General features: G+C 69.2%; 26 protein-coding genes. 11 read left to right on the forward strand and 15 right to left on the reverse strand.

The genetic code is table 11. The annotated features are described in order from the left end of the window. Positions 1-62: 62 nt before the first annotated feature. Positions 63-1,535, forward strand: a complete 1,473-nt coding sequence (locus tag FHP25_RS06435; RefSeq protein WP_218578225.1) for a metal-dependent hydrolase family protein — start codon at positions 63-65, stop codon at positions 1,533-1,535. A 34-nt stretch (positions 1,536-1,569) separates the two neighbouring features. On the opposite strand, the gene ydiK is transcribed toward FHP25_RS06435, so the two are convergent. The 4 genes from ydiK to FHP25_RS06455 all read right to left on the reverse strand — a co-directional run bounded on the left by ydiK (position 1,570) and on the right by FHP25_RS06455 (position 6,602). Then, on the reverse strand, positions 1,570-2,643 hold the full coding sequence (gene ydiK, locus FHP25_RS06440; RefSeq protein ID WP_147846076.1) for an AI-2E family transporter YdiK: 1,074 nt from the start codon (positions 2,641-2,643) through the stop codon (positions 1,570-1,572). 98 nt (positions 2,644-2,741) lie between these two features. Further along, positions 2,742-4,325: an acyl-CoA carboxylase subunit beta gene (locus tag FHP25_RS06445; RefSeq protein WP_147846077.1), complete on the reverse strand. Its 1,584-nt coding sequence runs from the start codon at positions 4,323-4,325 to the stop codon at positions 2,742-2,744. A 16-nt stretch (positions 4,326-4,341) separates the two neighbouring features. After that, on the reverse strand, positions 4,342-5,940 hold the full coding sequence (locus FHP25_RS06450) for an AMP-binding protein (RefSeq protein WP_147846078.1): 1,599 nt from the start codon (positions 5,938-5,940) through the stop codon (positions 4,342-4,344). Further along, complete coding sequence (locus tag FHP25_RS06455) at positions 5,937-6,602, reverse strand: TetR/AcrR family transcriptional regulator (RefSeq protein ID WP_147846079.1); 666 nt, start codon at positions 6,600-6,602, stop codon at positions 5,937-5,939. The genes FHP25_RS06450 and FHP25_RS06455 overlap by 4 nt, the downstream gene beginning before the upstream one ends. 80 nt (positions 6,603-6,682) lie before the next feature. Between FHP25_RS06455 and FHP25_RS06460 the strand changes: the two genes are divergently transcribed. Continuing rightward, positions 6,683-7,678, forward strand: a complete 996-nt coding sequence (locus tag FHP25_RS06460; protein WP_178133335.1) for a Bug family tripartite tricarboxylate transporter substrate binding protein — start codon at positions 6,683-6,685, stop codon at positions 7,676-7,678. 117 nt (positions 7,679-7,795) lie between these two features. Here FHP25_RS06460 and FHP25_RS06465 read toward each other — a convergent pair whose 3' ends face one another. Continuing rightward, positions 7,796-8,929 carry an acyl-CoA dehydrogenase family protein gene (locus FHP25_RS06465; RefSeq protein ID WP_147846081.1) on the reverse strand — a complete coding sequence of 378 codons (1,134 nt, stop codon included), beginning with the start codon at positions 8,927-8,929 and terminating at the stop codon, positions 7,796-7,798. Between the two features lie 124 nt (positions 8,930-9,053). Here FHP25_RS06465 and FHP25_RS06470 point away from each other — a divergent pair, with 124 nt between their 5' ends. The 3 genes from FHP25_RS06470 to FHP25_RS06480 all read left to right on the forward strand — a co-directional run bounded on the left by FHP25_RS06470 (position 9,054) and on the right by FHP25_RS06480 (position 13,376). Continuing rightward, a complete protein-coding gene (locus FHP25_RS06470; RefSeq protein WP_147846082.1) occupies positions 9,054-9,707 on the forward strand; it encodes a TetR/AcrR family transcriptional regulator in 654 nt (217 codons plus the stop codon). 49 nt (positions 9,708-9,756) lie between these two features. Beyond that, a complete protein-coding gene (locus FHP25_RS06475; protein WP_147846083.1) occupies positions 9,757-11,322 on the forward strand; it encodes an AMP-binding protein in 1,566 nt (521 codons plus the stop codon). Positions 11,323-11,537: 215 nt separating this feature from the next. Next, positions 11,538-13,376, forward strand: a complete 1,839-nt coding sequence (locus tag FHP25_RS06480) for an ABC transporter substrate-binding protein (RefSeq protein WP_178133336.1) — start codon at positions 11,538-11,540, stop codon at positions 13,374-13,376. A 54-nt stretch (positions 13,377-13,430) separates the two neighbouring features. Here FHP25_RS06480 and FHP25_RS06485 read toward each other — a convergent pair whose 3' ends face one another. The 7 genes from FHP25_RS06485 to FHP25_RS06515 form a co-directional block, all read right to left on the reverse strand. Continuing rightward, positions 13,431-14,657, reverse strand: a complete 1,227-nt coding sequence (locus FHP25_RS06485) for an acyl-CoA dehydrogenase family protein (protein ID WP_218578226.1) — start codon at positions 14,655-14,657, stop codon at positions 13,431-13,433. Continuing rightward, complete coding sequence (locus tag FHP25_RS06490) at positions 14,650-15,750, reverse strand: phosphotransferase family protein (protein ID WP_147846085.1); 1,101 nt, start codon at positions 15,748-15,750, stop codon at positions 14,650-14,652. Before FHP25_RS06490 ends, FHP25_RS06485 begins: the two co-directional genes overlap by 8 nt. Before the next feature lie 111 nt (positions 15,751-15,861). Next, positions 15,862-16,731: an ABC transporter permease gene (locus tag FHP25_RS06495; protein WP_218578227.1), complete on the reverse strand. Its 870-nt coding sequence runs from the start codon at positions 16,729-16,731 to the stop codon at positions 15,862-15,864. After that, entirely contained in the window at positions 16,721-17,512 is a 792-nt protein-coding gene (locus FHP25_RS06500; protein ID WP_147846155.1) for an ABC transporter ATP-binding protein, read from the reverse strand. The genes FHP25_RS06495 and FHP25_RS06500 overlap by 11 nt, the downstream gene beginning before the upstream one ends. Beyond that, complete coding sequence (locus FHP25_RS06505) at positions 17,512-18,096, reverse strand: ABC transporter substrate-binding protein (protein ID WP_178133337.1); 585 nt, start codon at positions 18,094-18,096, stop codon at positions 17,512-17,514. The genes FHP25_RS06500 and FHP25_RS06505 overlap by 1 nt, the downstream gene beginning before the upstream one ends. Continuing rightward, entirely contained in the window at positions 18,071-18,325 is a 255-nt protein-coding gene (locus FHP25_RS06510; RefSeq protein WP_147846087.1) for a substrate-binding domain-containing protein, read from the reverse strand. Before FHP25_RS06510 ends, FHP25_RS06505 begins: the two co-directional genes overlap by 26 nt. Before the next feature lie 32 nt (positions 18,326-18,357). Beyond that, entirely contained in the window at positions 18,358-19,200 is an 843-nt protein-coding gene (locus FHP25_RS06515; protein WP_147846088.1) for a TauD/TfdA dioxygenase family protein, read from the reverse strand. A gap of 157 nt (positions 19,201-19,357) precedes the next feature. On the opposite strand from FHP25_RS06515, the gene FHP25_RS06520 reads away from it, so the two are divergent. Then, on the forward strand, positions 19,358-20,011 hold the full coding sequence (locus FHP25_RS06520; RefSeq protein WP_147846089.1) for a TetR/AcrR family transcriptional regulator: 654 nt from the start codon (positions 19,358-19,360) through the stop codon (positions 20,009-20,011). Positions 20,012-20,053: 42 nt separating this feature from the next. On the opposite strand, the gene FHP25_RS06525 is transcribed toward FHP25_RS06520, so the two are convergent. Both FHP25_RS06525 and FHP25_RS06530 read right to left on the reverse strand, forming a co-directional pair. After that, complete coding sequence (locus FHP25_RS06525; protein WP_147846090.1) at positions 20,054-20,689, reverse strand: NrsF family protein; 636 nt, start codon at positions 20,687-20,689, stop codon at positions 20,054-20,056. Then, positions 20,679-21,239 (reverse strand): sigma-70 family RNA polymerase sigma factor, encoded by a 561-nt coding sequence (locus FHP25_RS06530; protein ID WP_147846091.1) that lies wholly within the window; start codon positions 21,237-21,239, stop codon positions 20,679-20,681. The genes FHP25_RS06525 and FHP25_RS06530 overlap by 11 nt, the downstream gene beginning before the upstream one ends. Positions 21,240-21,533: 294 nt before the next feature. On the opposite strand from FHP25_RS06530, the gene FHP25_RS06535 reads away from it, so the two are divergent. The 5 genes from FHP25_RS06535 (at position 21,534) to FHP25_RS06555 (ending at position 24,906) form a co-directional block, all read left to right on the forward strand. Beyond that, positions 21,534-21,839: a BufA1 family periplasmic bufferin-type metallophore gene (locus FHP25_RS06535; protein ID WP_147846092.1), complete on the forward strand. Its 306-nt coding sequence runs from the start codon at positions 21,534-21,536 to the stop codon at positions 21,837-21,839. A 43-nt stretch (positions 21,840-21,882) separates the two neighbouring features. After that, the gene (bufB, locus tag FHP25_RS06540; RefSeq protein WP_147846093.1) at positions 21,883-22,806 is read left to right on the forward strand and encodes an MNIO family bufferin maturase; all 924 of its coding nucleotides are present in this window, start codon (positions 21,883-21,885) and stop codon (positions 22,804-22,806) included. Next, on the forward strand, positions 22,796-23,602 hold the full coding sequence (locus tag FHP25_RS06545) for an HvfC/BufC N-terminal domain-containing protein (protein ID WP_147846094.1): 807 nt from the start codon (positions 22,796-22,798) through the stop codon (positions 23,600-23,602). The genes bufB and FHP25_RS06545 overlap by 11 nt, the downstream gene beginning before the upstream one ends. Next, positions 23,602-24,114, forward strand: coding sequence for a DoxX family protein (locus FHP25_RS06550; RefSeq protein ID WP_408068518.1), 513 nt, complete (start codon positions 23,602-23,604; stop codon positions 24,112-24,114). Before FHP25_RS06545 ends, FHP25_RS06550 begins: the two co-directional genes overlap by 1 nt. 177 nt (positions 24,115-24,291) lie before the next feature. Then, positions 24,292-24,906: an OmpA family protein gene (locus FHP25_RS06555; protein WP_147846096.1), complete on the forward strand. Its 615-nt coding sequence runs from the start codon at positions 24,292-24,294 to the stop codon at positions 24,904-24,906. A 185-nt stretch (positions 24,907-25,091) separates the two neighbouring features. On the opposite strand, the gene FHP25_RS06560 is transcribed toward FHP25_RS06555, so the two are convergent. Then, complete coding sequence (locus FHP25_RS06560) at positions 25,092-26,867, reverse strand: adenylate/guanylate cyclase domain-containing protein (RefSeq protein WP_147846097.1); 1,776 nt, start codon at positions 26,865-26,867, stop codon at positions 25,092-25,094. Between the last annotated feature and the right edge of the window lie 54 nt (positions 26,868-26,921).

Genomic DNA, 26,921 nt, shown 5'->3' on the forward strand with positions numbered 1-26,921 from the left:
TCGGATAGCTGGTCGCTTTCTTGCGGCGTTGGATGCCGTCGGGACCCGATACAGGAGGTGTGATGTTCGCTTGGCCGCCGGCAGCAAGCACCCCCGGGGCCGGACTGTTCGGATGCCAGTGCCATAGCCCGGCCTTCGCCCGGCTGCAGGAGCGCATGACCGGGGCCGTCTCGCGGCGTGGCTTCCTGACCGGGACGGCCACGGCCGTCGGCGTCGCGGCCCTGGGCGCCCGAGGGAGCCTGGCCCGCATCCCGGATGCGCCGAGATCGCCGATCGCCTTCACCAATCTGCGCCTGTTTGACGGGAAGTCGGACGCGCTGCGGGGTGGCCTCAGGGTCGTCGTCGACGGTTCGAAGATCAGGGCGGTGGAGCCCGTGGAGAAGCCGCTGGCTGCCGGCGTGCAGGTGGTGGATTGCGGCGGCCGCACGCTGATGCCGGGGCTGATCGACGCGCATTGGCACAGCATGATGGCGTCCGTGTCCTTGAACGTGCTGCTGACGGCCGATGTCGGCTACCTCAATCTGCTGGCGGGCGAGGAGGCCGGGCGGACGCTGATGCGCGGCTTCACCAGCATCCGCGACCTGGCAGGCCCCAGCTTCGGCCTGAAGCGCGCCATCGACACGGACATTGTGGCCGGTCCGCGGATCTGGCCGTCGGGCGCCATGATCTCGCAGACGGGCGGGCATGGCGACTACAGGATGCCCTACGAAGTTCCCGCGGCGCCGAACGCGCCCCTCAGCCATGGCGACGTGATCGGGGGCGGTGCCATTGCCGACGGACCGGACCGCGTGCGTGTGCGCGCCCGCGAGCAGCTGATGCTGGGCGCCAGCCAGCTGAAGCTGGCCGCCGGCGGCGGCGTGTCCTCGAACTATGATCCGATCGACGTCAGCCAGTACACCGAGGCCGAGTTCCGCGCCGCCGTCGAGGCTGCCGAGAACTGGGGCACCTATGTCACGGTGCACGCCTATACACCGCGCGCCATCCAGACGGCGATCCGTGGCGGCGTGCGGTGCATCGATCACGGGCAGCTGATGGACGAGGCGACCGCGCAGATCATGGCCGAGAAGGACATATGGCTGAGCCTGCAGCCGTTCCTCGACGACGAGGACGCGACACCCTTTCCGGAGGGCTCGGCGAACCGGGCAAAGCAGCTGCAGATGTCGAAGGGCACCGATACGGCCTACGCGCTCGCGAAGAAATACAATCTCAAGACCGCGTGGGGCACCGACACGCTGTTCGATGCCAGGCTCGCCACCCGTCAAGGAGCGCAGCTCGCGAAGATGGTCCGCTGGTACACGCCGGCCGAGGTCCTGAGGACGGCGACGAGCACCAATGCCGAGCTGCTGGCGATGTCGGGGCCGCGCAGCCCCTATCCCGCCAAGGTCGGCGTGCTCGAGGAAGGCGCGCTCGCCGACCTGCTGCTGGTCGATGGCGATCCGATCGCCGATCTGAAGCTGGTGGCTGATCCGGAGAAGAGCTTCGTCCTGATCATGAAGGATGGACGGATCTTCAAGAACACCCTGCCGGCGAAGTGATGGAGTGCCGACGGCCGTTCGGCGGATCGCAAGATCAAGCCGCCGGTTCAGGCCCGCCGGCGTCGGTCTCGTCGATCCAGGCGCGCATCAGCGTGTAGCCCACGGCCAGCACGGTGGGGCCCAGGAACAGGCCGATCAGGCCGAAGGCGACCAGGCCGCCGATCACGCCGGCCAGGATCAGCAGCAGCGGCAGGTCGGCGCCGCGGCGGATCAGGATCGGGCGCAGGAAATTGTCGACGGCGATGGCCAGCACGGTGAACACCACCAGGATGGTGCCCGACGTCGGGTGCCCGTCGGCATAGAGCCAGATCACGGCCGGGATCAGCACCAGGCCGGGGCCAAGCTGAGCGATGCAGAGCATGAACATCACCGCCGACAGCACGCCGGCGAAGGGGATGCCGACGATCACCAGGCCGACCGCGCCGATGGCGGCCTGCACGAAGGCCGTGACCACGACGCCCAGCGCCACGCCGCGGATGGCACGGGCGCCCAGGATCACGGCCTGCTCGCCGCGGCTGCCGGCGAGCCGGATGCCGAAGCGCCGCACCATGGACGCGGCCTGCTCGCCCTTGGCGTACATGATGGCGGCGATGGCGACCGTGAGCAGGAACTGCAGCAGCACCGTGCCGAAGCTGCCCACCGCCTCGATGAACCACTGCGTGACGCGGCCGGCATAGGGCCTCGCCTTCTGCAGCAGCTCGCGCACGCCTGTATCGCCGATATCCTGCCAGAAGCGCGCGGCGTCGGGGCCGACCAGCGGCACCTTGCCCAGCCAGTCGGGCGGCGGCGGCAGGCCGGTCGTGGCCAGGGACTCACCCCAGCCGATGATCTGGCCGGAGTGCTGCGCGATGGTGCCGATGGCGAGCCAGAACGGCAGCACGAACACCAGCAGCAGCACCAGTGTCATCACCGTGACGGCCAAGCCCCGGCGGTTGCCGAGGCGTTCCTGCACGCGCAGCATCAAGGGCCAGGTCGCGATCACCACGGTCGTGGCCCAGATCACCGCCGGCAGGAACGGCTGCAGGATCCACAGGCAGGTGCCGACCAGCACCACGAGGGCTACCACCGCCAGCGTGACGCGGGCGATGTCGGTGCGGGTCTCCGTCATGGCGCTCTCAGTCCATCGCTCGCGTGCGTCCTCACGGCGATGCTAGCGCAAAGCTGGCGGCCGGCAAAGCGCGCACGCGGCCGGCGCGAGGGCCGCGGTCAGATCGGCGCGATCGAGCGGTACTTGGGCGGGTGGTCGTCGGCGCGGCGCTCGCGCACGCTGTCGAGGATCTCCACCAAGCGGCTCCGGGTGTCGCGCGGATCGATGATGTCGTCGATGCCGAACCCCTCGGCGGCGCGCAGGGCGCCGATCTGGGTGCGGGTCTCGTCGATCATCTGCTGGCGCCGCGCCACGGGATCGGGCGCCTGCTCGTACTGCTTGCGGAACGCCACGTCGATGGCGCCCTCGATCGACATGGCGCAGATCTCCGCCGATGGCCACGCCAGGCAGGCATCGGCGGCGAAGCTGCGACCGCCGCACATCGCGAAATAGCCCAGGCCATAGCCCTTGCGCAGCACGACCGAGACGCGCGGCACGCTGGCGTGGCCCCATTCGAACACCAGCTTGGCGCTGCGCCGGCCCAGGCTGGTGCGCTCGGCGCTGGAGCCGATCGAGAAGCCGGGCACGTCGATGAACGAAACCAGCGGCAGGCCGAAGGCATCGCACAGGGCGATGAAATGCGCGCCCTTGTCGCAGGCGTCCGCGTTGATCATGCCGCCCAGCTTCATCGCCTGGTTGGCGATGAAGCCCACCGGCCGGCCGCCCAGCCGCGCCAGGGCCGTCACCAGGTTGCCCGCGAAGCTGGGCTTGAGCTCCAGCAGCGAGCCGGGATCGGCGATGCGCGCCAGCACCTTGCGCACGTCGTAGGCCTTGCGCGTCGACACCGGCACCAGGCCGAGCAGGGAGTCGTCCAGGCGCGCGATCGGGCGCGGGTGCGCGGCGATCTGCTGCGGCGCGCGGGCGTTGCCGGGCAGGTAGCCGAGGAAGGCGCGCGTGGCGGCGAACGCCTCGTCCTCGCTGGCCACGCCGAGATCGGCGATGCCCTGGCGGTCGACCTGCACGTCGGCGCCGCCCAGCGTCATGGCGTCGGTATCCTCGCCGGTCGCCGCCTTGACCAGGGCCGGCCCGGCGATGCCCATGGTCGACAGGCCGCGCACCATGACCACGAGATCGGCCATGCCGGCGTAGTTGGTCGGGCCGGCGAAGCCGGCGCCCAGCATCAGCGCCACCATGGGAATCCAGCCCGAGGCGCGCGCGAAATTGTGGAACGTGGCGTTGGCGTTGGCGAAGTGCCGCGAATCCTGGCCGTCCTGGATGCGGTGCCCGCCGCCGTCGAGGATCATGATCAGCGGCATGCCGCGCGTGATCGCGACCTGCAGGGCGCGCTGCACCTTGGCGCTGCCCAGCCGCCCGATGCTGCCGCCATGCACCGAGAAATCCTGCGAGAACACCATCACCGGCCGTCCGTCGATGCGGGCCGTCCCAGCGACGACGCCGTCGGCCGGCGCGGCGGTGCGCACCGGCGCCGCGGCGGCGCCGATGCCGTCCTCCTCGGCCGTGACCAGGCCGCCGATCTCGGTGAAGGAGTCGGCATCGACCAGGCGCGCGATGCGCGTGCGTGCGCTCAGCCGGCCGCGGCCGGCGAGCTTGTCGACGGCTGCTTTGCGCGCCGTGTCGCCCAGGGTCGTGCGCACCGCGTCGATGCGGTCGATCAGGTCTTGCATCGTGACATTGCCGGCCATGCTCGTCGTTCCATTCCTACGGGGTGGTGCCAGGGGTCGTTGCCAGACGTTCGCGCCTGATGCGGATGCCGGCCGCCTCGCGGTCCCAGGTGTCGGCGGTGACGCCGTCGTCGCGCAGGAGCTTCTTCTGCACCTTCTGGGTCGGCGTCTTGGGCAGCTCGGGCAGGATGCGCACGTAGCGCGGCACCATGAAATGCGCCATGCGCGGCAGCAGGAAGCGCAGCAGGTCGGCCGGGTCGATGCGCCGGTCCGCCACCGGGGCGATGACCGCCAGCACCTCGTCCTCGCCGTGCTCGGACGGCACCGCGACAGCCGCGGCCTCGCGCACATCGGGATGCGCCATCAGCTCGGCCTCGACCTCGAAGGACGACACGTTCTCGCCGCGCCGGCGAATCGCATCCTTGAGGCGGTCGACGAAGAAGAAGTTGCCGGCCTCGTCACGGCGGAAGCCGTCGCCGGTGTGGAACCAGCCGTTGCGCCAGGCGCGCGCCGTCGCCTCGGGGTTGTTGTGGTAGCCGTGGTTCATCGCCCACGGCACGTCGGTGCGCAGGATCAGCTCGCCGATCGCGCCGGGCGCCACCTCGCAGTCGTTCTCGTCGACGATCCGCGCCTCGACCCCGGGCCGCGGCCGGCCGCAGGTGCCGCGCACGGTGGGATTGCGCTCCGACACCAGCGGACACGACGTCTCGGTCATGTTGAACGTGGTGTAGATATCGACGCCGAAGCGCTCGGCGAACGCCTGGGCCTCGTCGCTCAGCGGCACCACCATGGCCTTGGACAGCGGATGGTCGCGGTCGCGGGCCGTCGGCGGCGCTTTCAGCAGGAAGGGCACCATGGCGCCCAGCAGCGTGAGGCAGGTCGTGCCGGTGGCGCGTATGGTGTCCCAGAACGACGCGGTGTCGAAGGCTTCGACCAGGGCGATCGAGCCGCCCTTCAGCAGCATGCGATAGACGGCGTTGGTGCCGCCGGCGTGGAACAGGGGCAGGTTGACCATGTTGCGGTCGTCGGCCGTGACGGCGTGGAAGGCGAGCGCCGTCTCCGCCGCCTGCAGGTAGGAGCAAAGCACGCCTTTCGACGGACCGGTGGTGCCCGACGTGTAGATCACGTGCTGCGTGTCCCAGGGCATGATGTCGCGTGCCGGCGGCCGGGGCTCGCCACCCGGCGCCGTGATCGAGGCCGAGGTTGCGACCGCAAGACGCTGCGCGAGCGACGGGCAGCTGACCGCCTCCAGGCGGGGCAGCAGGTCGGGATGGCCCAGGATGAGGCGCGCGCCCGACGTCCTGACCGCATGCTCCAGCAGCTGCCCGCGATAAGCGAGGTTGAGCGGCACATGGACGGCGCCGAGATAGTTGATGGCGAACCACAGGCGCAGCGCATCGGGCCCGTTGGGCATCCATGTCAGCACCGGATCGTCCTGCGCGACGCCGAGTTCCTGCAGCGCCGCCGCCGTCTCGACGACGATGCGGCGGAGCGCCGCATAGGTCCACGACTGGCCGCTGGCGGCGAACTGGACGAAGACCTTGTCGGGCGTCTCCTGCGCGCGCCGGTCGAGCAGCGGCCGCAGCACGCAGGCCTCGGGCGGCGGCACACGCCGGTCGTGCCAGGCGGCGCTCATCGCGATGTCTCCTCGGCGCGGCCGGGCCTGATCGCCAGCCGGTCACGCACCTGCGCCAGGAGGATGGCCCTGGAGCGGGCGAGATCGCGGGTCGAGCGGTCCATCAGGTACTGGATCATGAGGCCGCGCATGGCTGCCAGCAGGAAGGCGGCCTCGGCCTGGCAGTCGACGCGGCGGCCGATCTCGCCGCGCCGGCGCGCCTCCAGCAGGTCCGCGGCCAGGCCGTCGCGCCATTGCTGCGTGAAGCGGGCCACGTCCTGCCTGAGCTCGGGCGTGACGCAGAGCGACTCGACATAGATCGCATACAGCGCCGCCGTCGCCGCAGCGCTGCGGTCGGCGCTGCCCAGATGCGCCTCGATGCGGATCTGCAGGGCCCTGAGCCCGCTGGCGCCGTCGAGCTTGCGGGCGAGATGGGCCTTGAACCAGGAGTCCATCGCCTCGAGCAGCGCCTTGATCAGGCCGATCTTGCTGCCGAAGCGCTGCACCGGAAGGCCGCGGCTGTAGCCGGCCGCGATGCCGACATCGGCCAGGCTGGTGCCGGCCATGCCGTGGCGCGCGATCAGGCGCTCGGCGGCGCGCAGCATGCGCCGATCGGACTCGCCGCGCCTTGCGGCCTGCGAGCGGCGCGGCGGCGCGGCCGCCGCCTCGTGAACCGATGCCATCGATTCGACTCCCTAAAAATTGCTTGCTGGTTAGCAATTTTCTGGATGATATCCAACCGCTGATGAGGAGGGAAGTGAAGATGGGATTTCGGATCGGGCGGCGCGCCGTGATGGCGCAGGCGGCGGCGGCCGGCGCGGCGGCGGCCCTGGCATCGGGCGGCGCCGGCGCCCAGGCAGGCTGGCCCGGCAAGCCGGTGCGGTTCATCTGCGGCTACGCCGCCGGCGGCCTGACGGACATCTTCGCCCGCATCTCCGCCGAGTATCTCGGCGCCAGGCACAAGCAGCCCTTCGTGGTCGAGAACAAGACCGGCGCCGGCTCGATCATCGCCGCCGACTTCGTCGCCAAGTCGCCGCCGGACGGCTACACGATCCTGTTCACGAACTCGACCGCGGTGTTCCAGAACCCGGTGATCTTCAAGAACATCCCCTATGACGCGGCCAAGGATTTCGTGCCGGTGGCGATGATGTCGGCCGGCAAGACGCCGCTGTGCCTCCACAAGTCGGTCGAGGGCAACGGCCTGGAGGCCCTGGTGGCCTACGCCCGCAAGAACAAGACCAGCTTCGGGACGACGGGCATCGGCTCGCTGGCGCATGTCTTCTGCATGAAGCTGAACGAGACGTTCGGCATCAACATGGAGCCCGTCCATTATCGCGGCGAGGCGCCGATGTGGACGGACCTGTCCGGCGGCGTGGTCCAGGCCGCCTGCTCGACGCTGCAGGGCGCCTCGTCGGCGATCCAGGCGGGCAACGCCCGGCCGGTGGCGGTGCCCACGCGCCGGCGCGCGCGGCGGCTGCCCGACGTGCCGACCTTCGCCGAGCAGGGCGCGACGCACCCGTACTTCCTGCTCGAGAGCATGGTGTGCTGCATGGCGCCGGCCGGGACGCCGCGCGACATCATCGAGACGCTGTCGGCCGGCATGGTGGCGATGAACAGCACGCCCAAGGTCGAGCAGCTGGTCGACCAGTTCGGCCTCGACCAGGGGGCGCAGGGCTGGCAGGACTTCGCCGCCTTCATCCGCGACATGGGCCCGCTGCTGACGGCGGCCGTCAAGGACCTGAACATCGTGCCGCAGTAGGCCTCGCTGTCATCCCGAGCGCAGCGAGGGATCTCCTGCGAGAAAGCGCGGTGCGCTGTTCGCAGGAGATCCCTCGCTGCGCTCGGGATGACGGGCAGCCGCAGTTGCAGGTCAGGGCTACAGGCTGCGGCCGATGATCTCCTTCATGATCTCGGTGGTGCCGCCGTAGATGCGCTGGACGCGGGCGTCGGTGTAGGCGCGGGCGATCGGGTATTCCGACATGTAGCCGTAGCCGCCGTGCAGCTGCAGGCAGGTGTCGACGACGCGGCCCTGCAGCTCGGTCAGCCACCACTTGCACATGGCGGCGGTCGGGACGTCGAGCTTGCCCGCCATCAGCAGGCCGATGCAGTGGTCGAGGAAGACGCGCGCGACCTTCACCTCGGTCTTGACCTCGGCCAGCTTGAAGCGGCTGTTCTGAAAGTCGGCGATCGGCTTGCCGAACACCTTGCGGTCGCGGGTATAGGCCAGCGTCCACTCCAGCGACGCTTCCATCACGGCGACGGCGGCCATGCCGATCAGCAGGCGCTCGCGCGGCAGCTCCTGCATCAGGTAGGCGAAGCCGCGGCCTTCGTCGCCGAGCCGGTTGGTGATCGGCACGCGCACCTGGTCGAAGAACAGCTCCGACGTGTCCTGCGCCTTCAGGCCGATCTTCTCCAGGTTGCGGCCGCGCGAGAAGCCGGGGCGGTCGGCCTCGACCAGGATCAGCGACACGCCCTTGGCGCCAGCGGCCGCGTCGGTCTTGGCGATCACGATGATCAGGTCGGCGAGCTGGCCGTTGGTGATGAAGGTCTTCTGGCCGCTGATGACGTAGTTGTCGCCGTCGTGCACGGCCGTGGTGCGCACGCTCTGCAGGTCGCTGCCGGTGCCGGGCTCGGTCATGGCGATGGCGCCCACGACGTCGCCGCTGGCCATGCGCGGCAGCCAGGCCTGCTTCTGCGCCTCGTTGCCATAATGCAGGATGTAGTGGGCGACGATGTCGGAGTGCACCCGGAAGCCGGGCCCGTTGTGCATGCCGCGCAGCATCTCCTCGGTGAGGATGGCCGTGGTCAGGAAGTCGGCGCCGCCGCCGCCATACTCGGCCGGGATGTCGGTCAGCAGCAGGCCGGTCTCGCCCGCCTTGCGCCACACCTCGCGGCTGACGATGCCGTCCTTCTCCCATTGCGCGTGATAGGGCGCGATCTCCTTGTCGATGAACCGCCGCGCCGTGGTGCGGAACTGCTCGTGCTCGGTCGTGTAGGGCAGGGTCTGCATGTGCCTCCTTTGGGGCGGTCTCGCCGGACTGGCAATGCGACTTATTAGTTGACCGTTTTCTAATAGGCTCGTGTCAAGCTGCAAGTTGCGCAGCGCGGCCCCCGGCTGATGAGGCAGCATCGACATGAAGACGGCGGCGGTGAGGGCCAAGGAGGCGGCGGCGCCGGTCGCGCCGCGGCAGCGGCGCACGCAGGCCGAGCGGCGGGAGGAGGCCGGGCGCCTGATGCTCGAGGCCGCGACCCGCATCGTCGCCGACAAGGGGCTGGACGAGTTCACCCTGGCCGACGTCGCCGACGCCGCCGGCTACAGCCGCGGCCTGCCGATCCACTATTTCGGCTCGAAGGCGGACCTCATCGCGGCCATATCGGGCCATATCAGGGAGTGGTTCTTCGCCGGCCTGAAGGCGCGCGCCGGCCGCCGCCCCGGCCTCGCCAACCTGATCGCCGGCATCGATTTCTACTTCGACGCCTGCCGGCGCGAGCCCGTCATGCTGCGGGCGCTGCAGACCGTGCTGGCGGGCGGGCTGAACAAGCCGGCGCTGGTCGATGCGATCGCGGCACTGAACCGCGACTCCGCCGGCGCGATCGCGACGGACATCCGCGCCGGCATCGCCAACGGCGAGATCCGCCGCGGCGTCGACCCGGACACCTGGTCGATCCTGGTGCTCGCCGCCGTGCGCGGCGTGATCGCGCAGTGGCTGGTGGCGCCGGCGCAGGTGGACGTGGCGGCGCTGCGCGCCGATTTCGTCGCATCGCTGCGGCGCAGCTTCGCGCCCTGATCGCCGCGCGGCGCTCGATATCCAAGAGGGAACGGACGGAGGAAACACCATGAGCCACCCGGTTCTGCAGGCGCCCACGGCCACGACCATGACCTTGCGGGCGCTGGCCCGCTTCCCCGACCGTCAGGCCTTCGTGTGGGACGGCGGCAGCCTGACCTATGCCGCGACGCTGCGCCTGATCGGCCGGCTGCAGGCGGCAATGGCGGCGTCAGGCCTCAGGAAGGGCCAGACGATGGCATGCCTGGCCGCCAACAGCGCCGAGACCTGGTGCGCCGGCGTGGCGGCGCAGGCGCTGGGGCTGGTGGTCACCTGGCTGCACCCCCTGGGCTCGCTCGGCGACCATCTCGACGTCGTTGCCGATTCGGGGGCCGAGGCGCTGATCGTCGACCCGCGCACGCACGGCCAGCGCGGTGGCGAGCTCGCCGCCCAGGCTGCCGACCGGCTGCGCACCGTGCTCACCATGGGCCGCGCCGATTTCGGCCACGACGTGATGGCGGCGGCCGAGAAGCTGGGCGAGGCCAGCCCCGTCGACCTCACCGACCCCGACGACTTCGCCCTCATCAACTACACCGGCGGCACCACGGGCAAGTCCAAGGGCGCGATCCGCCGCCATCGCTCGGTGGCGGCCAGCACCCTGGCGGTGGCGGCGGGCTTCGAGTTTCCGGCCGTGCCGCGCTACCTGGCGGCCGCGCCCATCACGCATGTCTCGGGCAGCAAGGTGCTGCCCTCGCTGCTGTGTGGCGGCACGGTGCACCTGCTGAAGGGCTTCGACCCGGAGAAGTTCCTGGCCACCATCGCGCGCGAGAGGATCAACTGCACCTTGATGGTGCCGACGATGATCTACGTGCTGCTGGATCATCCGGCGCTGGACAGGACCGACCTGTCGTCGCTGGAGCTGATCCTGTACGGCGCCTCGCCGATGTCGCCGACGCGGCTGGTCGAGGGGCTGGAGCGCATCGGCCCGGTGTTCAGCCAGCTCTACGGCCAGACCGAGTGCTACCCCGTGAGCGTGCTGCGCAAGGGCGACCATGACGCCAGGCGCCCGGAGCTGTTCGCCTCCTGCGGCTTTGCGTTGCCGTCCTGCGCCGTCAGCCTGCGCGACGAGGCCAACAACCCGGTGGCTCAGGGCGAGGCGGGCGAGATCTGCCTGCGCGCGCCGCATGCCATGGAGAGCTACTGGAACCGCCCCGAGCGGACCGAGGAGGTGTTCAAGGGCGGCTGGCTGCATACCGGCGACATCGCCCGTGCCGACGAGCGCGGCTATCTCTACATCGTCGATCGCAAGAAGGACATGATCGTCTCGGGCGGCTTCAACATCTTCCCGCGCGAGGTCGAGGACGTGCTGGCCTCGCATCCCGACGTCGCCCAGGTGGCGGTGATCGGCGTGCCGCATGAGAAGTGGGGAGAGGCCGTCACGGCGCTGGTCGTGGCCAAGGCAGGCACCAGGCCTTCGCCCGAGGCGCTGGCGCAGCTGGTGAAGTCCCGCAAGGGCGGCACGCATGCGCCCAAGCAGATCGAGATCGTCGACAGCCTGCCGCTCACCGCCGTCGGCAAGGTCGACAAGAAGGTGCTGCGCGCCAGGTACTGGGCCGGCCAGGCGCGGCAAGTCGGGTAGGCCGCGCCGCCGCGCAGCGACTGGCGCCGTCGCTTGTGCGCTGGGGGTCGGCGCAGGCTGCCCGAAATCCGGAACGGGGACCATCCGACACTGTATTCTACCGGCGGCTGGGCCGGCCCAGCGCTTCCGGGAACCAGATGGGCCTCGTGATGATCCGCCGGGTATATCGATCACGTGTTCGGATTTGGGCGTGCCTGTTGCCGCTTGCAGCGTACGTGGCTTGGGTCACCCGGCCGCTCGCCCAGACATCCGACACCACATCGCCGCTGCCCCAGGCGCAACGTCTTCCTGCCGTGCCGTCGGTGGTGAGCACGTTTGCCGGCGGCGATGGGCCGGGGCGGCCCGGCGGCACCATCGAAGTGCTGGCGGGGTCCGACCGCGAAACGCGCATGATGACGCTCCTGGGCTATACGCGGCTCATCGCCTTCGGTCCCGATCTGACGCTGCGGCCGGACATTCTGGAGTCCTATGTCGTCGAGGAGGGACGGCGCTTCACGTTCCGGCTGCGTCCCGGCCATCGCTGGTCGGATGGTCATCCCTTCACGGCCGAGGATTTTCGCTATTGGTGGGAGGACGTCGCCAACAATCGCGACCTCAACCCCAACGGTCCGACGGTCGAGATGCTGGTCGATGGCCGGCCGCCGGCGTTCGAGGTGATCGACGCCCAAACCGTCCGGTTCACCTGGCATGCGCCGAACCCCTATTTCCTTGAAGCTCAGGCGCGCGCCCTGCCGCTCTTCATCTACCGGCCGGCGCACTACCTGCGCCAGTTCCATGTCCGATACGCGCAACCCGCGGCATTGCGGGCGGCGATGCAGCGGTACCAGACGAGCGACTGGGCGAGTCTGCACCATCGGCTCGACCAGATGTACGTCAACGACAATCCCGATATGCCATCGCTGCTGCCCTGGGTTCCCAGGACGCGGCCGCCCTCGACCCGGCTGGTTTTCGAGCGCAACGTCTATTATCACCGAATCGACGAACGTGGCGTGCAGCTGCCCTATATCGATCGCGTGATCCTCAACGTCGTCGCGCCCTCGGTCATTCCGCTCAAGGCCGGCACGGGAGAAGCCGACCTGCAGACCAGCTACTTGAAGTTCGACAACTACACCTATCTCAAGAAGGGCTCGAACAGCTTCCCGTTCGAGGTCTACCTGTGGGAGACCGGCACGGGATCGGAGCTGGCACTGTATCCGAATTTCAATCACGCCGATCCCGTCCTGCGCAAGCTGTTCCGCGACGCTCGCTTCCGTCGCGCGCTGTCGCTGTCGATCGACCGCGAGGAGATCAACGAGGCGGTGTTCCTCGGCCTTGCTCACCCCAGCAACAATACGGTGCGGCCCGATTCGGCCCTGTACCGCCGCGAGTACGGCGAGAAGTGGGCGACATTCGATCCGCAGCAGGCCAATCGCCTGCTCGACGAGCTCGGGCTTGTCCGGCGCGGGCGCGACATCCGCCTGCGGCCTGACGGCCGTCCGCTGGAACTGGTCGTCGAGATGTCGGGCGATACCAAGGAGCAAGCCGACGTCCTCAGCCTGATCGCCTCGACGTGGCGTCAGGTCGGGATCAAGATGGTGTACCGCAATCAGTCGCGCGACCTGCTGCGCCAGCGCGTCACCGCAGGCCAGACCATGATCGCGGTGTGGGCCGGCGTGGAAAATGCCATGCCGACGGCCACCTCGAGCCCGCGCGAATTCGTGCCAGCGACGCAAGGCGATCTGCAGTGGCCGCGTTGGGGACTGTACCGCGAGAGCAACGGCAAGGCGGGCGAGCCCTGCGACCAGCCGGAGGTGCAGCGCCTGATCGATCTGCTGGGAAAGTGGGAGCGCGCGACGGATGAAGCGGATCAGCGCGCGATCTGGCACGAACTATTGGCCGCGCATGCCGATCAGCAGTTCACCATCGGGGTCATAGCCCGATCGCAGCAGCCGGTGGTCGTCAGCCGCCGGCTGCGCAATGTGCCGCGCAAGGGTATCTACAGCTGGCATCCCGGTGCCTACTTCGGAATCTATCGCCCGGACACGTTCTGGCTCGATGGCGATCGGCCTCGATAGCGCACGACGGCGCCCGGCACGGTGGTATCGTAAATGATGGACTGACCCGGCGATCTAACGGGGAGCGGGCATCGGATAGCAGCGTGTCACCGCATCGAACGGGCCGTGGGCGGCGAGGCGCTGCGCCAGGGCATGGCGGTGGACCTCGGACGGGCCGTCATAGATGCGGAACGGACGGATATCGCGGTAGATGCGCTCGATGACCGTGTCCCGGGTTATCCCGATCGAGCCCAGGATCTGCAGGCAGCGGTCGACAATTCTGCCGAGCAGCTCCGAGCACAGCACCTTGGTCATGCTGGTCTCGTTGCGCGCGTAGTCGCCGCGGTCGAGCAGCCAAGCCGCCTGCCAGACCGCGAGGCGGCACACATGCAGGTCGATCTCGTTGTCCGCCAGCATGAAGCCGACGCCCTGATGCTCGATCAGCGTCTTGCCGAACGAATGGCGGCGGCCGGCATGCGCGACGGCGATGGCATGGCAGCGCGCCGCCTGGCCCAGCCAGCGCATGCAATGCGTGAGGCGTGCCGGCCCCAGCCGCACCTGCGCGTTGCGGAAGCCCTGGCCGACCTGCCCGAGCACGTCCTCATGGGGCACGAAGAGGCCATCGAAGGTCACCTCGGCATGGCCGCCGGGCGTGTTCGAATCGATCGTCTCGAGCATCCGGTCGATCTTGAAGGCGGGATCGCCGGCATCCGTCAGGAACATGGTCGCGCCCAGGTCGCGGCCGGCCACGTCGAACGTGCGCGCCATCACGATGTTGAGCGTGGCGCCGATCGCCGCGCTGATCATGTACTTGCGGCCGGAGATGACGTAGCCGCCGTTGACCTCGCGCGCCTGCGTCTGCAGCAGCGACGGATCGGACCCGGCGCCGTCGGTCGCGGTCTCCGTCATGGAGAAGACCGTCCTGATCCGGCCGGCGACGATATCGGGCAGCCAGCGCGCCTTCTGCTCCGGCGTCGCCACCTGATGGAGCAGGTTGACGTTGCCCTCGTCGGGCGCCTGGATGTTGAACGCGAGCGGTCCCAGCGGCGACCAGCTCGCGGCCTCGAACACGACCGCCATCGATCGGTGGTCGAGCCCCAGGCCGCCGTATTCCCTGGGGCCATGCGGCGACAGCAGCCCCGCGGCCCGGGTCAGCGCCACCATCTCCTCGCGCAGTGAATCCTCGACGGTGTAGACGCCGTTGCGCGGGTCGTTCTCGAAGGGGACGATCTTGTCCGTCACGAACTCCAGCACGCGCTGGCGCAGCGTCGCGAGCTCCTGCGGCAATTCGAAATCAATCATCGGCATGATCCTGCTGAAGAAGAAGCTTCGCGCGGCGCAGCAGCGACGGGATGGCGAGCGCGAAGCGCTCCCAAGTCGGATCGACCCGGCGGCCGTTGCGGTGGAGCTTGAGGTTGAGCCCGGCGATCGCGCCCATGCGGAAATGGGCGAAGGCCTGATGCCAGGCGAGGCGGTCGAGCGCCGGTCCGCCGGCGGCACGATAGGCCTGGATCAGGTCGGCCTGAGGCGGCGGTCCGTGCGGGCGCCATTGCGGATGCCAGGCATCGGCATCGGCGATCATCATGTACCAGCCGATATCGAGCCCCTGCGGGCCGATGACCGCCAGATCCCAGTCGACGACTCCCGCGAGCCGGCCCTGCTCGAACAGGATATTGCCGGGCTGGAAGTCGCCATGGACCAGCCCGACCGGGCTTGCCGTGGGCATCGTCCCGCCCAGCCTGTCGGCCAGGTCGTGGCAGGCCTCCCGCCACTGCGCATCCTCGGCGTGGCGGACCAGCGCCGTCCATCGCGCCAGCTCGCTTTCCAGCGTCACCGGTTCTTCCCAGCCGCCCAGCACGGCGCGCCAGTCCAGCCGATGGAAGTCCGCCAGGCTCTCGATGCCGCTGGTCCAGAGACGGGGGATCAGCGCCGGCGTCTCGAGGAAGCTGGCGTCGGGCTCCCAGACGATGAAGGTGCGGCCCGGCAGCCGCTCCATGATGATGAACGGGCTCCCCAGCGCCGCGTCGTCGGCGCTGGCCCAGCGTATCGCGGGGACCGGCAGGCCGCTTGCGTGCAGCGCCTTGAGCAGCGGCGCCTGACGGTAGATGTCCGTGCTGCCGCGCCGCGGAACGCCCACCGGCGCCAGCTTCAGGATGTACCGGCCGGCCACGCCGGCGGCACCGGCCAGGTCGACGCCGAAGGTGAGCCCGGCATGGCCGTCGGCCATCGGCGCGATGTCCGTGCAATGAACGGGTGCAGGTTCCGCCGTCTTGAAGAAGATATCCAGCCGCGCACGCAGCGACGCAAGCGGTCCTTGCGCTGGAGCACCCACCATTTCCACCTTCGCGTCGTTGCGTGACGAGCCGGCGAGATCGCGCGAAAGCGGCCGGCGCATGCCGGCCGTCGCTGCGCAATTCAGGATCGCAGCGGGGCTGCGGCCTGGCAATAGATCGCCGTTGCGTTTCGTACCGCGTGGCGGACGTTGGCGTATTTTGGCGCTTGCCGCCTACTGCCAGTCGAGCAGGGCGCGTTCCAGGCGGTTCATCAGCGAGGTGATGCCCAGTCCCAGGAAGGCCAGCAGGAACAGCAGCCCCATGACGCCGTCCATGCTGAAGGTCGACTGCAGGTAGGCCAGGGTCTGGCCCAGGCCGTGCTCGGCGGCGATCAGCTCGGCGCCGACCACGCCCAGCAGCGCGAAGATCAGGCCCAGCCGGAAGCCGGAGAAGATCACCGGCACGGCCGAGGGCAGCGTGACCTTGGTGAACACCTGCCGCGGCGTCGCGCCCAGCGCCTTGGGCAGCACCAGATGGTCGCTGTTGACGCTGCGGATGCCGGCCACCGTGGCCGACAGCACGATGAAGAAGGTCAGGCTGAAGCCGACCGCGACCTTCGAGCCGATGCCCAGGCCGAACCAGAGCAGGAACAGCGGCGCCAGCGCGATGCGCGGCATCGCGTTCAGCAGCGTGAGATAGGGCTCCGACGCCCGGTGGAAGCCGGGGAACACCATGAACAGCAGGCCGGTGGCGACGGCGCAGACGCTGCCGCCGACGAAGGCGATCACGGCCCCGGCCAGGGTGTAGCCGCGCCATAGCGTGCCGTCGGTGACGAAGCCCTTCCACAGATAGGCCGCGATGCCCGACGGGCGGCCGAAGAAGGCCGGATCGAGCAGGCCCTGGCTGGCGGCGAGCTCCCACACCCCGATCAGCGCCGCGATGAACAGCGCATGCCGCAGCCACACAGGCACGGCGCGCAGGGCGTGCGAGCGGATGCGTGCGTGGGAGCGCCGGCTTCCAGCCGGCTCATGATCCGGCGCTCCGCGCCGGTGCCGGCTGGAAGCCGGCGCTCCCTTGATCGATACCAGCGTGCTAATGGACATGGCCGGCCATCCCCTGCTCGAGCAGGCCCCAGAGGCGCCCGTAGAGCGTGTGGAAGCGCGGATCGTTCTGCAGCGCCCGGATGCTGCGCGGCCGCGGCAGGTCGATCGGCACGTCGGCCAGGATGCGGCCCGGCCGGGCGCTCATGACGATCACGCGGTCCGACAGCGCCACCGCCTCGGCCAGGTCGTGGGTCACGAACACGACGGTCTTGCGGTCCGCCGACCACAGGTCCATCAGCACGTCCTCGAGCTGCAGCTTGGTCTGGGCGTCGAGCGCGCCGAACGGCTCGTCCATCAGGAACACCGGGCTGTCGAGCACGAAGGTGCGCGCCAGCGCGCAGCGCTGGCGCATGCCGTGCGACAGCGCCTTGGGGTACTTGTCGGAGAAGGTGCCCAGGCCGACGCGCGCCAGCAGGGCCCGCGCGCGGGCCTTGCGCTCGGCCTTGGCGACGTTGCGCACCTCCAGGCCGTAGACGGCGTTGCCCAGCGCCGTGCGCCACGGCATCAGGCTGTCGCGCGCCAGCATGTAGGCGATGTCGGGGTTGCCCGGCCGCGGCGCCTTGCCCAGCACGCGCGCCTCGCCCTCCGGCGTCTCCGCCAGCAGACCGGTCAGCAGGTTCAGGATGGTGGTCTTGCCGCAGCCGCTGGGGCCGACCAGCGAGACGAACTCGCCGGGGACGATGGTGAACGAGGCGTTGTCGACGGCCAGGACCGACGCGGCCGCGCCGCCGCCGAACCGCACGCTGAGGTCGCGCACCTCGATGGCGCAGGCGGCGTCCATCACGGCGCCTTCTCGTACAGCAGCGGCGCGGTGTCGACGACGGCCTCGACCTGCCGGGTGGCCAGCATGTTGTCCGCGATCTGCTTGAGCGCCGGCCGGCTGATGGGGATGCGGTAGCTCGGGACGGCGTCCTTCAGCGACACGGCCATGATCTCGTCGCCGCGCGGCATGTCGAACTTGAAGAAGCCCTGGGCGATCTTCAGCAGCTCGTCGAAATTGCCCGGCGCCTGGATGAAGGCCTCGGCGTCGCGTGCCGCCGCGATCAGCGCCTCGGCCACGTGCGGCGACTTGGCGATGGCGTCGCGCGTCATCACCGCCACGACGGAGGCGCCGTTGGTGCCGACCACCTCGGGCGGCTCGGTGGCGATGCCGGCGCGGTACAGGGTGCGGCAGGTCTTGAGCACCACGCACATCGAGCTCGACGGCTCGAAGGTCATGTTGGCGTCGACCTGCTTGGAGATCAGCGCGCCGTAGGACGTGTTGGGGGCGCCCACCGCCACGAAGGTGAAGTCCTCGGGCTTCAGGCCGGCGCGGCGCGCCAGCTGGCCGAACTGCAGCTCAGCGATCGAGCCGCGCGCGGTCACGCAGCACCGCCTGGGCGCCCAGCGGCGCCGACGGGATGGTCTGCAGCTGGCAGGTGATGCCGTGCTTCTCGCAATAGCCCTTGGTGACGGCGACCCGGTAGATCAGGTTGCCGATGCCGGGATAGTCCTGGATCTTCACCGTCTCGCCACGGCCCTGCGCCAGCGCGGTGGACAACGATATATCCATGAATGCGACGACGGTCGCGGCGATGGCCTTGGCCCTGGTCATGACGACTCCTTCGGCTCGGGGTCCGCGACAGGTCAGCTCAAAGGTTCGCCCTCCAGCGTGATGCGATGCATCAGGCGGCGCTCGCCGTGGTAGTCGTTGATGGCGAAATGCCAGGTCGCGCGGTTGTCCCAGAACGCGATCGAGCCTTCGCGCCACTGGAAGCGGGTATGGAACTCCGGCAGCATCGCGTGGGCGAAGAGGAAGTCCAGCAGCGGCTTGCTTTCGGCCGCCGTCCAGCCCTCGAAGTGGATGGTGAAGCCGGGGTTCACATAGAGCGTCTTGCGGCCGCTGCCGGGGTGGCGGATCACGACGGGATGCACCGCGTCCTGGGTCGCCTTGTCCGGGTTGCCCAGGCGGTCGCCCATGTTCTTGGCGTACTGCGACGCGGCCCCGAAGGCGTGGCGGCTGGAATGCACGGCGCGCAGGCCCTCGAGCGTGCGCTTCAGCCCGTCGGACAGCGCGTCGTAGGCCAGGCTCATGCTGGCGAACATCGTATCGCCGCCGCGCGGCGGCACCTCGCGCGCCAGCAGCACGGAGCCCAGCGCCGGGATCTGGTCGTAGCTGTGGTCAGTGTGCCAGCCGCCGCCGATATTGGTGGTCTGGGCCGGCTCCTTGCGCACCTCGGCGATCTGCGGGTAGTCCGGAACCGCCTTGAAGAAGCGGTTGATGTTGATCGGCGCGAAGCTGCCGGCGAAGGCGATGTGCTGCTCCGGCGTCAGCACCTGGTCGCGGAAGAAGATCACCCCGTGCGCGTAGAGCGCCTGGCGGAGCTCCCCGGTTTCCGCCGGCGACAGCTTCTGGGACAGGTCGATGCCCAGGATCTCGGCGCCCAGGGCGCCCGAGGTGGGACGCACGTCAAATCGGGCATTGCGCATGACGTTCCTCCGGTTTATCGTTTTATAATTAGAATGATAATTCTAATTATAGTTTTGATGCGAGTCAAGTCGACATCGTGTGGCGCTTCATGCGATAGCCTTCGGGCGGCGGGCCAAGGCCTTCGCTGTCATCCCGGAATGAACGAGGGCCGATGCCATGCTGGATGAGGAGCTCTTGGCCGGCGCCGACGTGCCGGGGATGCGGCCGGTGCAGCAGCAGCGCAGCCGGGAGCTGGTGGTCCGGCTGATGAACGAGGGCCTGACGCTGCTGCAGGACCATGATTTCGACAGCCTCTCGGTCGAGGCGCTGTGCGCGCGCTGCGAGGCCACGGTCGGCTCGTTCTACGGCCGCTTCGAGAGCAAGGAGGCGTTCATCGACACGCTGCAGCGGCTCGTGGTCGCCGACGCGCGGCGCTATCTCGATGCCATCTACGCCTCCGATGCGGTGCCGGACGACAGCCTGCCGCACCTGCTGGCCTGGATCTGCAAGGGCGGCGTGCGCTGGTATCGCGACCACGAAGGGCTGATACGCGCCTGCCTGCGCCGCGCCACGCACGACCGTCGCACCTGGACGCCCCTGCGCGAGGCTGGCCGCCTGCATGTCGCCTACGCCCTGCCGCACATCGTGGCGCTGTTGCCGCCCGAGCCCGGCACCGCCCTGGAGGAGCGCATCACCTTCGCCTTCCAGATGCTGTTCGGCACGCTCAACAACATGGTGCTGATCGACCCCGGCCCGGTCTCGCTGCGCCAGCCGGCGGCCGCCCGCACCCTGGCTGCCGCCATGCACCAGCTGATCGTGCTGCGGATGTGATCCGATGTGCCGACAAGGGATGAGGCCTGCCAGGACCCTGGCTCACCACCGCAGCAGCTTCCGGCCGATCACATAGCCGGCAAGAACGACGAGCATCGTCGCGATCGGGTACCACGTCATCACGAACAGCGGGCTGTCATCGTCGCAGTTGGCGGCATAGAACGTGGCCGCGATGCCGCTCGCCGCGAGGCCGGCGACGGCGCCCGCCAGGCCGGGATTCGCCGGCGCGCCGAAGCGCAGCGCAGCGAGGAAGCAGGCCAGCGGTCCGACCGCGAGCAGCGGGATCAGGGTCAGGCAGAACCGCGCGTTGTGGCCCACCAGGCTCCGGCCCCATTGCGACTGGGGTATCGCGGCCAGCTCGAGCAGCGCTGCGCCGGCGAGCAGCGCCGGCGCGATCGCCAGCAGAAGCCCTCTGCGCCTGACGCCGCCGGCCGGGGATCCGAGCGCCCCGACGGCAAGCGATGCGGTGACGGCCAGCGTGATCGTCACCACGAACTTGAACAGGAAGCGGCCGCTGCCGAGCGCTTCGGCGATGTCGGGCCGAAAGCCGATGCCGGCGAAGAACAGCGCCGCGGCAGCGATGATGCTGCCGCAGATCGCGGCGAGCAGGACCGGCCGGAAGCGCCACGGCGGCGACGAATCCCGGGCAAGCACGGTGATGAGATCGTCAGTCTTCACGGGCGCTGCTCCGGTACAAGGCGCCCAAAGCCTTCAGGGCGCGGTGCAAGGCGACGCGAACGGCTCCCTCCGTCATCCGCAGCCGTTGCGCCGTCTCCCGGATGCTGCTGCCGTCAAGCGATATGGACCGCACGATCTCCCGTTGCGGGGCCTTCAGCTGCGCCAGCATCGTGTCGATGTCCCGCGCGAGCAGGCCGTCGCCCTTGTCCTCGACATGCAGCGTGTCCATCACGTCTTCGATGGGAATGCTGATCCGGTGCCCGCGGCGGCGCAGGACATCGATGAGCTTGTTGCGCGTGATCGCCGCGACCCACGGGCCGATGGGCCTGGACGGGTCCCAGGTCCCGCGCTTGAGATGAATCGTGAGCAGCACCTCTTGCACGATATCCTCGACCTCGCCCGCGGCGTCCACGTCCCGGCACCGGGCCCGCGCGACCGCCCTGACATGCGGCGCCACCGACACGAGAAAACTGTGGTAGGCCCCGGCATCGCCGGCCATCGCCGCGCGCATCGATGCGGCCCAATCGTCCTCGCGCGATGACGCCGTCATCCGGGATCTCTTACGGCCCGGATCGGCGATTTGTTACGCCGTCTGCGATGCCTGCGCCCCCGCGTCGCCCGCACGTGCCCGTTCCTCTCGCATCCCTCCAGTTCTGGAACGATTGTCATAGTAGGCCTTCCGGCCGGCCAGTCACGTGAATCTGATCAAGCCGGCGCCGGGCGCTCATCCGGCAGAAAAACGCAGCCTCGAAAGGCACGGCTGTAACAACCCGCCCTCCGGTTTCGTAATGCCGCCGTGTCCCGCTCTGGTGGACACGGTCCTTCATTCCTTTGGAGACAGCTCATGTCTGTGAAATCTGCCGTGACCTCGGCCGTCCTTGCCAGCGCCGTGGCGACCGCCCTGGCGTCCGTGGCTGCCGCCGCGCCGCTCACGAAGGCCGAGGCCGACGCCGCCACCGCGGCCCACAAGGAGAAGTGCTACGGCGTCGCGCTCAAGGGCCAGAACGATTGCGCCGCCGGGCCCGGCACCACCTGCCAGGGCACCTCGACGGTCGACTTCCAAGGCAACGCCTGGAAGTTCGTCCAAGGCGGGACCTGCGCCTCCATCGTGCTTCCGAACGGCAAGCGCGGCTCGTTGAAGGCGATGTGATCTCCCGCAGGCAGCTGCAACGATGCCGAAAGCGGAGGGCTTCATGACCGCGGATCTCAAAAGGGTCGCCAGGCGGGCGACGCAAGCTCTCCGTTTTCCGGCGCATCCCGTGGTCGGCCGGGCGGGGACAAGCTTCAAGCATCAGCATCTCGGCGCGATCCTGGCCGATCCTGCGCCGTGCGGCTTCTTCGAGGTTCACGCCGAGAACTACATGGGCGCCGGCGGCGCGCCGCACCGGGCGCTCGAGGCCGTGCGGCGGGACTGGCCCGTGTCGCTGCACGGCGTCTGCCTGTCGATCGGCGGCCCGCAGCCGCTCGACAGGACGCACCTGGCCCGCTTCAAGGCCCTGGTGGAGCGCTACGAGCCGGCGCTCGTCTCCGAGCACCTCGCGTGGTCGAGCCACGGCGCCACCTTCTTCAACGACCTGCTGCCGCTGCCATACACGGCAGCGACGCTGGACGTCGTCTGCGCCCATATCGACGAGCTGCAGGAGGCGATCCGCCGGCCGATCCTGCTCGAGAACCCCGCGACCTATGTCGCCTTCAGCGACTCCTCGATCACCGAGACGGACTTCATCCGCTGTGTCGCGCGGCGGACGGGGTGCGGCCTCCTTCTGGACGTCAACAACGTCTTCGTCTCGGCGACGAACCATGGATTTTCGGCGCTCGACTATCTCGCCGACTTTCCGCTCGAGCATGTCGGCGAGATCCACCTTGCCGGCCATGCCGAGCAGAGCGACGACGAAGGCGACCCTCTGCTCATCGACAGCCATGACGGGCCGGTGGCGGACGCGGTCTGGACGCTGTTCGAGATCGTGATCGGCCGGTGCGGACCCATGCCGACTCTGGTCGAGTGGGACAGCAACATCCCCGACTGGCCCATCCTCAAGGCGCAAGCCGCGGCGGCGCAGGCGATCCTCGATCGCCGCGCCAGCGTCGACGCGAAGGGCTGCCGCCATGCTGCCTGACCCTGAACGCCGCGCGAGCGCCGAACGGCCGCCGTCATACGCGGCAATCTTCTCGGCAGCCCTCACCGCGCCGACGCGGGATACACCGGGCATCGTCACGGGCCCGAAAGGCAAGGCCACGGTCAGGCGCTACAACGTCTACCGCAACAACGTGATGGTGAGCCTGATCGACGCGCTCGCCGCCGTCTATCCGGCCGTGCTGCGCATCACCGGCCCGGATTTCTTCCGCGCCATGGCACGCTTCCACATCCGGCAGACGCCGCCGACCTCGCCGCTGCTCTTCAAATATGGCCGCGATTTTCCTGCCTTCATCGAAGGATACGAGCATGCCGCCGCCATGCCCTGGCTTGCCGACACCGCGCGCATCGAACGCGCCTGGCTGGATGCCTATCATGCGGCGGATGCCGAGCCGCTTTCCGGCGCGACGCTGGCCGCCGTGCCGCACGAGATGCTCGCTTCGGTCAGGTTCACCCCGCACCCGGCGACACGCATCACGCGCTCCGCCTTCGCCGCCGTGGCCATCTTCGCGGCCAACAGAGGCGCCGGGCCCGTCGGCACGATCGACGCCGCCGCGCCGGAGGACGCGCTGATCACCCGCCCCGATATCGAGGTCGTCGTGCGGCGCCTGCCGCCCGGCGGGGCGTTGTTTCTGGCGGCCCTCGTCGCCGGACGACCGCTGGGTGACGCCGCGGCCGACGCCCTGGAAGCCGTGCCGTCCTTCGACATCGGCGCCGCGATCGCCGGCATGATTGATGCCGGCGCCTTCACCGCCATCCATCCGGGAGACGCGCCATGATGGCTGTTGAATTACGGACGACCGCAGGCTCGTCCAGCCGACTCGCATTTCTCATCGACAAGGCCAACCGCGCGATCCGCACGATCGCGCAACCCTCGCTCGTGCAGCTCGTCGCGCGCCTTGCGCTGGCGGTTCCCTTCTGGCGGTCGGGTGTCCTCAAGTGGGACGGCTTCCTGCAGCTCAGCGACACCGCCGTGACGCTGTTCACGGACGAATTCATGCTGCATCTGCCGGGTGGTCCGTACCCGTTTCCGGCGCCGCAGGTGTTCGCGTTCCTGTCCGGCTCGGCCGAGATCATCCTGCCGATCCTGCTGGTGCTCGGCCTGGCCAGCCGCTTCGCAGCTTTGGGCCTGCTGCTGATGACGGTGGTCGTGCAGCTGACCGTGCCCGACGGGTGGCCCATCCATCTGACCTGGGCGGCCATGGCCCTGGCCATCATGGCCTGGGGTCCGGGGCGGTTCTCTCTCGACTGGCTCGTTGGACAGGCCGGGCGCCGGCGGACGAACCTGTAGTTCCGCACCCGCCGGCTTTCCCCGCCGGATCAACCTGCCACTCCCAAATGGGAGTATTGCGAGGATCGGCATTCCAGTAGTCCCCGTTGCCCGTTCGCCGGGCGCGCCGTGCCGGATGCAATCGATCGCGGCAGCGGCGCTGATGTCGCCCGGCGTCAGCAAGGGGAGAGGGATTCGATGGTCAACAAGTTCTTGGTCCTCAGCGCCGCGGCGCTCCTGATGAGCGCCTGCCAGCAGCCGGAGCCGGCGGCGACGCCGCCGACGCCCCCGCCGGCGACGTCGTTCATGGTGTTCTTCGATTGGAACAGCGCGACGCTCTCGGCGCAGGCGCAGAGCACGCTGCGCCAGGCCGCGGCAGCCGACAAGAGCCAGGGCAATGCGCCGATCACGGCGACCGGCCACACCGACCGGTCGGGCCTGGACGACTACAACATGGCGCTGTCGCTGCGGCGTGCCGATGCGGTCCGCAACGCGCTGGGCCGCGAAGGCGTGCCGCCGGCCGTGATCAGCACCGTGGGCAAGGGCGAAAGCCAGCCGCTGGTGCCGACCGCGGACGGCGTGCGCGAGCCGCAGAACCGGCGCGTCGAGGTCGTGATCGGCCAGCTCGGCAACGACGCGGCCTATTGCCGGGAGCTGAGCGTGCGCTACCGGCGCTTCCTCGGCAATGTCCGCGCCGACGGCGACGCCGCGAACGCGATCTACAACTGCGACAGCGGCAACCCGGCGGCCGGCATCCCGGTGCTGGAGCAGCGCCTGACCGACGCCAGGATCCCGCTGCCGCCGCGCGTGTAGGCATCGTCAGCACGGGCGCGGCGATCGCGTGCCCGGTCGGCGACGGGGGCCGCGGGCCCCCGTCAGCGTCGCCGCCGGCTCCAGTGCCGGCGATCGATCGAAAGTGAGTCGCAGCTGTCATTCCGGGCGAGGCGGGGGATTCGCCGGAACCGCAGCTCCGTGCCGACACTGGAGACGGCCGCCGGCTACTCCGGCAATCCCGCGCGAACCAACATTGCCCGGTGGTGCTCACGATCGTCGGGATGCTGATAGTGCTGCATCGCAAGATGCACGCCGACCGTGAAATCGGGCGCCTGGGCGAGCAGAGCCTTCACGAGCGCCTGTGCAACCGATCCTTCGTCGATGGCCGCGCGACAGGCCGCCTGCATCGCGAGCTGGCCGGGATCAGGCTGGGTAATTCGGGCGAACGCCTCGGCTGCCTCGCGATAGCGGCGGGCCACGAAATAGGCGCGGCCGAGGTGGCTCCAGAAACGTTCGGGGTGATAGGGGTTGAGCCGCATCGCCTTGCGGACCCACTCCACGCCTTCCTCGCCACGACCCATCCAGGTCAGCACCTCGCCCTGCTGCACCACGATCAGGTCGTCGTTGGGATTGAGCGCAAGCGCGCGCTCCTGATGATGCAGCGCGCGTTCGTGGTCGTGCCGGATCGACAGGTCTATGGCGGCCAGCAGGCGATGGACATCGCTGTCGTTGTCGTCGAGGCCCTGGGCAATGCGAACGTTGTCGAGCACTTCCGCTATCAGGGCGTCCGCGTCGGTGCACCAGCCGTAGACATAGGACTGGCCAAGGGTGCAGGCCCGCCAGGCATAGGCATGGGCGTAGCCGGCATCGAGTGCGATGGCGCGATTGAGCAGACGCAGCGCTTCGGCGTTGTCTGCCCGGGTAGAGCGGTGGTGCAGCCGTTTGCCTGTCAACACCAGCTCCCAGGCTGCCAGATTCTCGGGGGCCTTGCGTTTCACCCGCTCGCCCACCGCCGCTTCGACGCGGCCGGGCAGGATCGCCGAAATCGCCGTCGTGACTTCGTCCTGGATGTCGAAGATGTCCTTGAGCTCGCGGTCGTAGCGTTCGGCCCAGAGATGGCGATCGGTATCGGCCTCTATCAGCTGAATGGTGATGCGCACGCGGTTGCCGGCTTTGCGCACGCTGCCCTCGGCGACGTACTGCACGCCAAGCTCTTTCGCCACATTCTGCACGTTGACCGCCTTGCCCTTGTAGACGAAGACGGAATTGCGCGAGACCACGAACAGGTCGCGGAAGCGCGACAGCTCGGTGAGAATGTCCTCGGTCAGGCCGTCGGCGAAAAACTCCTGCTCGGGATCACCGCTCATGTTGACGAAGGGCAACACCGCGATGGTGGGCTTGCCGCCGGCCGTGGTGGGCACGTTCGGTACGCGGGTCGCAGCCGGCGCGGTCTCGTCCGTGCTGCGCCAGTCGGCGACGTTCCAGTCCACCCTGAAGGCCGGCACGGGGCGTTGGATGTTCTTCAAAGTAAGCTCGCCGAGGCCGTGGAATGCCGCCTTCAGTCGGCCTTCCACCGCCTCATGGACGGTTCGCGAGACCACGATGCCGCCCGCAGGTGCCTCGCCCTCGAGGCGCGCCGCCACGTTCACGCCATCGCCGTAGAGGTCGTCGCCGTCGACGATCAGGTCGCCCAGATGAACGCCTATGCGGAATTTGATAGCAGTGTCGTCAGGCTGATCGCGGTTGGCGTCCGCCATGGCCTGTTGGAATTCGATCGCAGCAGACAGCGCGCCGACCGCGCTGGAAAACTCGGACAGCGCGCCATCGCCCGTGAGCTTGACCAGGCGTCCGCCATGACGCGCCAGGGCGGGCTCGAAGTGCTCCTTGCGCAGCGCGCGCAAACGCACGACCGTGCCACTCTCGTCGCGACCCATCAGGCGCGAGTAGCCGACGACATCGGCGGCCAGGATCGCCGCTAGGCGGCGCTGCTCTCCCGCCATGGCTCTTCCTTGGGGCTGCGTCGCGGAAGCTTAGGGTTTAGCGGCGCGTGCGGC

Source organism: Vineibacter terrae, assembly GCF_008039615.1.
In the GTDB taxonomy this organism is placed as follows: Bacteria; Pseudomonadota; Alphaproteobacteria; order Reyranellales; family Reyranellaceae; genus Vineibacter; species Vineibacter terrae.

Excerpts from the sequence above, each read along its gene's own strand:
- FHP25_RS06435 (WP_218578225.1), top strand. The coding sequence starts at position 63 with ATGTTCGCTTGGCCGCCGGCAGCAAGCACCCCCGGGGCCGGACTGTTC.
- ydiK (WP_147846076.1), bottom strand. The coding sequence starts at position 2,643 with ATGACGGAGACCCGCACCGACATCGCCCGCGTCACGCTGGCGGTGGTA.
- FHP25_RS06445 (WP_147846077.1), bottom strand. The coding sequence starts at position 4,325 with ATGGCCGGCAATGTCACGATGCAAGACCTGATCGACCGCATCGACGCG.
- FHP25_RS06450 (WP_147846078.1), bottom strand. The coding sequence starts at position 5,940 with ATGAGCGCCGCCTGGCACGACCGGCGTGTGCCGCCGCCCGAGGCCTGC.
- FHP25_RS06455 (WP_147846079.1), bottom strand. The coding sequence starts at position 6,602 with ATGGCATCGGTTCACGAGGCGGCGGCCGCGCCGCCGCGCCGCTCGCAG.
- FHP25_RS06460 (WP_178133335.1), top strand. The coding sequence starts at position 6,683 with ATGGGATTTCGGATCGGGCGGCGCGCCGTGATGGCGCAGGCGGCGGCG.
- FHP25_RS06465 (WP_147846081.1), bottom strand. The coding sequence starts at position 8,929 with ATGCAGACCCTGCCCTACACGACCGAGCACGAGCAGTTCCGCACCACG.
- FHP25_RS06470 (WP_147846082.1), top strand. The coding sequence starts at position 9,054 with ATGAAGACGGCGGCGGTGAGGGCCAAGGAGGCGGCGGCGCCGGTCGCG.
- FHP25_RS06475 (WP_147846083.1), top strand. The coding sequence starts at position 9,757 with ATGAGCCACCCGGTTCTGCAGGCGCCCACGGCCACGACCATGACCTTG.
- FHP25_RS06485 (WP_218578226.1), bottom strand. The coding sequence starts at position 14,657 with ATGATTGATTTCGAATTGCCGCAGGAGCTCGCGACGCTGCGCCAGCGC.
- FHP25_RS06490 (WP_147846085.1), bottom strand. The coding sequence starts at position 15,750 with ATGCGCCGGCCGCTTTCGCGCGATCTCGCCGGCTCGTCACGCAACGAC.
- FHP25_RS06495 (WP_218578227.1), bottom strand. The coding sequence starts at position 16,731 with ATGTCCATTAGCACGCTGGTATCGATCAAGGGAGCGCCGGCTTCCAGC.
- FHP25_RS06500 (WP_147846155.1), bottom strand. The coding sequence starts at position 17,512 with ATGGACGCCGCCTGCGCCATCGAGGTGCGCGACCTCAGCGTGCGGTTC.
- FHP25_RS06510 (WP_147846087.1), bottom strand. The coding sequence starts at position 18,325 with ATGACCAGGGCCAAGGCCATCGCCGCGACCGTCGTCGCATTCATGGAT.
- FHP25_RS06515 (WP_147846088.1), bottom strand. The coding sequence starts at position 19,200 with ATGCGCAATGCCCGATTTGACGTGCGTCCCACCTCGGGCGCCCTGGGC.
- FHP25_RS06520 (WP_147846089.1), top strand. The coding sequence starts at position 19,358 with ATGCTGGATGAGGAGCTCTTGGCCGGCGCCGACGTGCCGGGGATGCGG.
- FHP25_RS06530 (WP_147846091.1), bottom strand. The coding sequence starts at position 21,239 with ATGACGGCGTCATCGCGCGAGGACGATTGGGCCGCATCGATGCGCGCG.
- FHP25_RS06535 (WP_147846092.1), top strand. The coding sequence starts at position 21,534 with ATGTCTGTGAAATCTGCCGTGACCTCGGCCGTCCTTGCCAGCGCCGTG.
- bufB (WP_147846093.1), top strand. The coding sequence starts at position 21,883 with ATGACCGCGGATCTCAAAAGGGTCGCCAGGCGGGCGACGCAAGCTCTC.
- FHP25_RS06545 (WP_147846094.1), top strand. The coding sequence starts at position 22,796 with ATGCTGCCTGACCCTGAACGCCGCGCGAGCGCCGAACGGCCGCCGTCA.
- FHP25_RS06550 (WP_408068518.1), top strand. The coding sequence starts at position 23,602 with ATGGCTGTTGAATTACGGACGACCGCAGGCTCGTCCAGCCGACTCGCA.
- FHP25_RS06555 (WP_147846096.1), top strand. The coding sequence starts at position 24,292 with ATGGTCAACAAGTTCTTGGTCCTCAGCGCCGCGGCGCTCCTGATGAGC.
- FHP25_RS06560 (WP_147846097.1), bottom strand. The coding sequence starts at position 26,867 with ATGGCGGGAGAGCAGCGCCGCCTAGCGGCGATCCTGGCCGCCGATGTC.